Raw genomic sequence first — 7680 nt, 5'->3', positions numbered from 1 at the left:
ACCATTGGGGGTCGAAGGGAGAAGAAATTACCGAGGTCGGGGATTGCAGGTTGGGGGTTGGTAAGAGCAAAAGATCAGTTGCAAGTTGTTGTTAGTTGTAAGAGCGAAGGCCGGGGTCGGAGGTTTGTGATTGGGGGTTCGAAAGAGCAAGAGAAACTGGTTCTCCGTTCGTTGACAAAGAACCCGTTATTCGTTCCAAAGCGAGGATCTGTTCTTCGTTTTTGGTCAAACCATCCATTTAAATAAAGAGAAGAGAAAAGCAAAGAGGGCAGGCAAGGGTTCGGGATCTCCAAAAGCCTTGAAAAGCTCTTGATCCCCTCTCGAGAGTTCATCATTACCCATAAGTTAGGGAGCTAAAAAGAAATCATATTATGCTTCTTCTCTCTTGGCAGTGCATGCTGTATTTGGCTCCTGATGATCCTGATCTTAAGTCCTTCCTTGAGGGAGGAGGGCCAAGCAGTGGCGGAGGGTGTGCACTAATTCGCAAGATCGAGATCGCAAAAAAAAAAGACGTAAGAGGCAAGAGGTAAGAAGAGCAATTAGATCTTGCCTTTCTGACCTCTAGCCTCAAACCTCTTACATCGTCCGCAGCTCAAGACGGTCGAGATTAGCTCCCGTACAGAACCACTACGGGATGAGAAAGTGAGTGGATTCCAGCGCAGGCTCAGAAGTTTAAGCTCTCGAATGACAGTCCTTGACGTCATCTTGGCACACTGCAACTGACAACTTGCAACTGTTCTCGGCAACGAAAAGTAACTCGCTATAATAAAATCGACTTATTATTATTTCATTCTATATATAGAGCAGAATATCGAACAGAATGGAGGTCATTATGGATTTGAGAGAAGAACTGGTCCTTTTTGCAAGGCTGGCGTGGGACAGAAGACTAACGGAAAGCACCGGCGGAAACATGAGCGTTCGAATCGGAGATCATATTGTGATAACTCCTACAACAATGGTGAAGCATTTTTTGACGGAAGAGGATCTGGTCGAGGTCGATCTTGCGGGAAACAAAGTGAGAGGAAGAAGAGAAGCATCGTCTGAATACAGAATGCACTTGAAGATTTACAGAGAGTGTAACGAAGTTGTATCCGTTTTTCACGCTCATCCTGTCCATGCAACGACTATGGCCGTTCAACAGAAGGAGTTCCCGGTAAACGTCCTGCCCGAAACGGCGCTCATGCTGGCTCCAATAACTTATCTGCCCTACAAAATGCCAGGCACAGACGATTTCGCAGAGGTATTCGGTGAAGGCTTGAAGCAGGGTTCGAGAACCTTTGTTCTCAGGAATCACGGTGTCACCGTTACCGGTAAAAGCATTGAAGAGGCTTACGCCAAGCTCGAAACACTGGAATTTCTGGCGCAGATAACCCATCTCTCAGGCGCAAGGCCCGGCCATCTGGAGATCCCTTCTGAAGAAGTTGAAAGGTTCTTGAGAAAAGTTAGGGGGTACTAGAAGCACCGTAGGTTCTGAACTGATTTCGCTGGAGCGATTTCTGATTCTTTTATGCTGAGACGACTTTCGATACCCTATTTGCGGGTCTGTTCAAAAGAGAGTTCTTGAGACTTAAGAGGAGTTCTTCTCCTTGTAGCCATGCTTCATGAAGTAACAAGACCCCAGATTTTCTGGGGTATCTTTTGAGCTATCTTCACTCGGCCGTGAACTTGTCCCATTCTCATTCATCGATAGACGTTGAGTTTGTCCAACAGTGACTGCCGTCTTGCAGACAGCAGAAGATGCTCGAGATCTACCTTACAGAGCAAAATCTTTCTCATCGCACCTCATTTCTCGAACCCGCGTTTCCTTGAGAAACTGAAGGAGAGGCAGCGCAAAAAACACTACCTCTCCAAAATGCGAACTACTCTTCAAATAGCTCTTCAGAAAGCTATCAGAAGAGGACCACCGAAGTGGAAGCCGAAGCTGGGATAGCTCCTTCAAGCTCGGCAATGGCCATGATAACGTATGATCCAGACTCGAGTTTCTCAAACACACTTGCCGGTATCGTGCACTCGAAGACGCCATGCTGGACCATAACAGCCTTGAACTCGACGCTTTCCTGACCGAAAATCAAAGAAACCGTTACTTCTCCGACTGTCGCAGGAATCGCCTCGTCAATCGGGTACGTGACTTCCGCGACGTGGACCGTTACTGGAAGATCGCTACCCTTCCCTATGAAGGCGGGGGTTTCGATACTGTCAATCTCCAGTCTTAGCACCTTCAGTTCCTCTATCCAGTAGGTGTCTTCAAATGGATAGCTTGGATCTCTGAAAGCTCTTAGTTCCATGAAGTTAGATGTTGAATCGAACTTTGAGAGATAGAACGGACCGTTGCTGATGTAAGCATGACCGTAGTTGTCTATGAATTTGATCGCCGCATCGTATCTCTCGAGAACATACTGCTCATCCACAAACTCCTTGATGTAGTTTGGAATGTGTTTCCTTTCCTTCATCTCGACAAGTTTAGCTCTGATGTCTTTCACACACGCAGGAGCAATAGCATCGACTTCGGTGAAGGCAGGATCCATAGTTATTGAGTAAGAAGTGCCGGACTTGCTGCCTTCAGTTACAAGCAACGACATTGCTTCTGCGATTTCCCATGCACAACCGACCGCATGGCCCGATGCAGAGACACTTATACCCGGCGCTCCCCAACTAGCAACTCTTTCCTTGCTCGCGGGGAAGTTGTAGTCGAAATACACCGTTATGGTATCATCCTCGTTCAATACCCAGCCTATTATAGTATCCAACGAACTCTTAAGCGACGAGGAATACGCCCGCTCGTACTGGAGGTCATCATCGCCCTCTTTGTTGGCCCATTCCATCTGGAAGCCCTGAGCGTACAGAAAATCAACTATCGAAATTGGTTGTCCATGATGTAAGTTGCCGAATCTGAACTCATACGTAGCCATAGACATCGATTTTTTCCCTTCTCCAACCTCCAGCCAGGCTTCGTTGAACGGGCAGTAATTTATCGCATTTGTGGGAACATCAAAGTCGCCTAATACATCTCCCTCTTCGTTACGCCTTGCCCTGGTTTCAACTTCAACCGGTACCGCTCTTAAAGGTGTGGGGATAGCTGAGGCCGGACTTTCGAACATCGCGGAATCATAAAGGTTTCCGGCTATGTAATTCGAGTATACGCTGTCAAAACCGTCCGTCCCTATCGGGTCCCAGGCATCCATGAAGAGCGACCCCATAGCCGAGAACTGCGTTATGAATAGCGTTCGGTCATCTGTAACGGCAGTTCTTATCGACCAGGTGTTGAGACCGTCCCCAAGCCCATAAGCGAATCTCTGCTTCAGTCTCGCCGAGTTGGCAACGAAGAAATCCAACTGATTTACAACATATATCCTGACTGCTTCCTCAAGACCCAGCTCAAGACCTCTCAGCGCCAGTTCCCAGTACTCCTCCTCGGTCAGGAAGTTTCCGGTATAGGCATTCAGTGTAACCTCATCAATCTCATCCTGTTGATAGTTCCAGAAGCCTTCCGTCATTCCACCTGGCATGTACCCGTACCACGGGGCGTACATCTGGGCGACGATATGCTCCCAGAAGGCTCTTGTTGCTCCTGCTCCCCAGCCTTCTGTGTACATCTGCCAGGTGAATTCCGCCGGATCTCCACCGTAAACAACGCTGCTGCATTTGATCCTGTCCCAGTAAAGCCTTTCAGCCTTCAGTCCTGCCTTTTCCAGCTGATCGGCGATGTAATCTCCTTCCTTTAGGCGGCCTTGAGGGTCGTCCACTCTAATGGCGATTTTGATCGTAACGGGCTCATTGTCAAAGTACCAGAAGCCATCGGCTCTCTTCACAAGCCTTCCGACATTTTCCGGAAGATTAGCCGCAGCTTGCATAGAGCTTTCTATTACTTCCAAAGCTCTTGCCTCGTTACCCTCTGCTGTAAAGCCAAACTTCGTTGCGAGAAGGTTATAACGGTACGTTCCAGGCTGTCCCGTTGTAGCCATAGTGAAGGCCGGAGTGCCTGCACCTCCAAGAATCTCATCGACTAGGTACTGTCTGTTAATCAAGTCGTTAATCGCAAACCTGATATCCCTGATAGCAAAGGCATTGAAGTACTCCTTGCCCCCAACTTCTACTACATAGGGCGCTTCGTTGGGAATCGGGTTCATCAGTAGCGACCACGAACCGGATGGAACGGCATACAAATCAAGCTTGTCTCTGGTGGCCTGATCGAGTCCGAAGATCTGAGGACCAGATAGACCCCACATGAAGATATCGGTCATCCCTTCCGCAGTATCTTTCAGAGCGATATCTTCGGACATCCTAACGTTGAAATAGACAAGATCAGGATAGGGCCCCTTCTGCACTGCAAGCGCAAGCCCGCCGAGCAGCAACAACATCACTAACACAGAAGTTGTTAGTCTTCTCTTCACTTTTTTCGCCTCCTTTTGTAGTTGCTAGTTCGTAAGAGACACAGTTTTGACTGGGATAAAGCTGTTTCAACTAGGTAATGACAAGAAACGAGAGAGATTATCAAAGAGCAAAAAAAACAGTGTAATCGATGATCGATACTGAAGTAATCAACGCTTCATAAAAAAGCAAATGTCTTACGATACTATTATATTACATTTGGACTCAAAAGACGAAGCTCTTCTCTCTTGAGTAGATTTAATTATGATGCATTACGGAACAAACTAGCCTTAGTTACTGAGAATTTGCCGGATAAACCGATGTCTGTTACTTCTCTCTATCGACGTATCCCTTTTCCTTCGATAAGCTCACCGTGCCAAGGACATTCTACGCAACTGTGAAACCATCTTCATCAAGAATAAAGTAGGCTGCAAGGGCCCAATCGGCAAATCTTCTCCCGATCAGAAGTAGCCGGCTGTTTGAAATTCCTTCCTTCAGGAACCTATGTGCTCCTAGAAACCAACCTTGGGTACACTCTCAGCAATATCGTCAGTCTCTTTGTTCTACAATGAAAGCATTCAAGAACGCAGGCATCCTCTTATCCGAAGAAAGACTTAACAAAGATCCTAATGACCTCGGCTCCCCCGATAAAAGTCCCCACACTGCTTCCAACGTTCGCGAATACTACAACCAGAAGGATCTTCGTAACTCTGTTTTTCCAGAACCCTTTGAATGAACTTACATCTTCGTTCAAGTTTTCAAAGTCGAAGACCTTTGGCTTTCTCACCAGCGCCTCCACAAGACCGGCAAACCACCCGGCAGCGAGAATAGGGTTCAAGGAACTCACCGGAGCAATGAAGAAAGCAGTCAATATAGAGAGAGGGTGGCCAAGAGCTGCAATAGTCCCCAGAGCAGAAAGCGATCCGTTCCAGAGGATCCAGGCCAGTATCTGGTCTAATCCGGCATCCCTGTTCACGATAATAGTAGATACCATGAGAGCAATAATGACTATTGATATGGTCCAGCCGATAATCTTACCGGTCTTCTTCTTCGGAGGGATCTTGCTGAGTGCCGCAAGGTCCTGATCCTCTTTTATAGCCTCTTTCAAACCCGGGACATGTCCGGCACCAACGACTGCGACTACTTTCTTTCCTGGAGCCGTCTTGATCTTCTGGGCAAGAAACTTGTCCCTCTCGTCAATAAGAGTCTCCTTCAGCTGCGGAAAAGACTTTGAAAGTTCACTAAGAGCCGATGTAAGCATATCACCCGACTTCATCTTTTCAAGATCTTCTTCGGTTATCTTCTCATCGCTGAAAATTGACAGAACGAGAGTGAAGAAGAGTTTCGTCTTTCCCCAGAAGCCGAGATTTCCCCATATTCTTGCGAAAGTAACCTGAATATCTCTATCCGCGAGAACAAGCTGCGCTCCTATCTCTTTTGCCGACTCAATAGCCTGCAGCATCTCCTGTCCAGCTTGAATTCCTATCTGCTTCGCCATTCTCTTCTGATAGGAAGAGAGTATGAGATTTGCCAGAAGAAGAAAGGATTTCTTCTCCTTAACAACCTTTGCGATATCGGTCTTCTTCCATCTATCCTGATCCTGCATCGATTGATAACGGGAATTACACAACTCTATAGCAACGGAATCGGGTTTCTCTTCCTCAATGATCGTCTTCACTTCTTCGGCGCTGTTCTTTGATACGTGGGCGGTACCGATAACTATCAATTCTTTGTCATCAAGCATTATTCTGTGCACTGTCTCGGACAACGAAATCACCCTTTCGATTTAATTATCAAACTCTATTTAATCATAATCTTGCAGCTAACTCGTGTTTATGAGATTATCAATTATATAGCTGATTAAGATGATGTTGGGAGGTGTTCTCTTGAGCAGCCCCGTCCGAGCTGAGATCGGAGATCTCGAAGGAGCTATTGAGCTCGCATCTCTGGTCTTCAATACTGAAATGGGCAAGATCTTTCCTGTGCTTTTCTCCGAGGAAAACGTTAAGAACATAACCGTTGTCAAAGAGGCTGGAAGACCTGTAGCGATGATCGGGCTCCTTCCCAGAGAAATATCTCTATTCGGTCACAGAATGAAAGTTGGACTCGTTGGTTCGGTATGCACTCACCCAGACTACCGCGGAAAGAATTACGGCGCCGTGACTCTTGCCAAGGCAGAGGAATTGGCTATAGATCTGGGACTATCACTGCTCATCATATCCGGAGGAAGAGGGATGTATCAGCGTTTTGGAGCGGTCAAACCCCCCGGTCTCAAAAAGATTGTAGTGAAACATGGTAGAGCAACCGCGATGAGGGAAGCGAAGCGTACCGACATCGGAAGGATTCTTGACCTGTACCGACTGAAACCCGTCAGATACATCAGGAGCTTTTCGGATTTTGAGAAGATCTTCTCGACAGGATACGCAGTGGCCAGAAAGACAAAGACCTATATCAACGACAGAGCGTACATCACCGTTGTGGAAAAGGAAACGGTGAATCACGTTGTGGAATATGGAGGCAGCAGCAAGGACGTAATATCCTTGACAAGAAGCTTCATAGAAAAAGAAGGACTTGAAGAGTGCACTATAATCGCCGACAGACTATTCAGAAGCGAAGAAAGCCTGCCATGCGAGTTTCCGGGAACGGCAAAAGTCATTTCGAAACGCCACTTCTTCGATCAGATGGAAAGCTATTTCACCGAGGTAATGCTTTCGGAGGATTACGACAGATTTCTGGAGAGTGCTGAAAGACTCTCTTTGGCCGAACTTAATCAGGAGATTCTATGCTGCAGCAAGTTCAAGGGTCTTCCTATAACTCTTCCAGACTACGGTTTTGATTACGTGTGATGAGGAGGAGTCTGCTTACAGAGTCCAGTCAAAAGGCGAAAATCATCGCGCCTGTGAAGGCTACGCCTTCGCCAGTTTCGCTTCGCGGCCGAGACCAGTTGCAAGTTGCCAGTTCCACGTTGCAAGATCTAGGTGCGAAAAATAAAAGATCAGACTAAAGGCAGGCGCCGAAGAACATCGGCGGACGCAAGGCCAGGCAAGAACGTCCCAGGCCGCAATGCCTTCTTCGCGGGTATGAACCGGGTCCGGGGTCTGGTTAGATCGCTAGAAGCCTTTCTTGGGAGAACAGCTGTTTGTTCGAAAGAGCCGCTGAACACTGGAAAGAGACGTAATCCGTTGACCGTCCAAGAGCAAGGACCCGTCCTTCGAAAGAACAGTTGCGAGTTGCATGTTCCAAGTTGCAAGCATAAGAACCGCTGTGCGCTTAAGAGAAAAAATCCTCTGGTCGCTGATGAAAACCACGTTG

Annotated in this window: 5 protein-coding genes; 2 read left to right on the top strand and 3 right to left on the bottom strand. The window is 47.3% G+C overall.

Annotated elements, in window-relative coordinates:
- The first annotated feature begins 832 nt into the window (after window positions 1–832).
- Entirely contained in the window at window positions 833–1456 is a 624-nt protein-coding gene (locus tag B3K91_RS12445) for a class II aldolase/adducin family protein (protein ID WP_102818706.1), read from the top strand.
- 433 nt (window positions 1457–1889) lie between these two features.
- On the opposite strand, the gene B3K91_RS12440 is transcribed toward B3K91_RS12445, so the two are convergent.
- On the bottom strand, window positions 1890–4391 hold the full coding sequence (locus tag B3K91_RS12440; protein WP_292589901.1) for an ABC transporter substrate-binding protein: 2502 nt from the start codon (window positions 4389–4391) through the stop codon (window positions 1890–1892).
- Between the two features lie 575 nt (window positions 4392–4966).
- Complete coding sequence (locus B3K91_RS12435; RefSeq protein ID WP_214060320.1) at window positions 4967–6136, bottom strand: TraB/GumN family protein; 1170 nt, start codon at window positions 6134–6136, stop codon at window positions 4967–4969.
- 118 nt (window positions 6137–6254) lie between these two features.
- Here B3K91_RS12435 and B3K91_RS12430 point away from each other — a divergent pair, with 118 nt between their 5' ends.
- A complete protein-coding gene (locus B3K91_RS12430) occupies window positions 6255–7214 on the top strand; it encodes a GNAT family N-acetyltransferase (protein WP_214060319.1) in 960 nt (319 codons plus the stop codon).
- A gap of 264 nt (window positions 7215–7478) precedes the next feature.
- On the opposite strand, the gene B3K91_RS12425 is transcribed toward B3K91_RS12430, so the two are convergent.
- Window positions 7479–7680 (bottom strand): hypothetical protein (locus tag B3K91_RS12425; RefSeq protein WP_292595319.1); only part of this gene is annotated, 202 nt, incomplete at its 5' end.

The sequence above is a fragment of the Mesotoga sp. UBA5847 genome, from assembly GCF_002432735.1.
Taxonomy (GTDB): Bacteria; Thermotogota; Thermotogae; order Petrotogales; family Kosmotogaceae; genus Mesotoga.
Note: the sequence above shows the minus strand (reverse complement) of the source record. Positions and strands in the feature narration are given on the sequence as shown.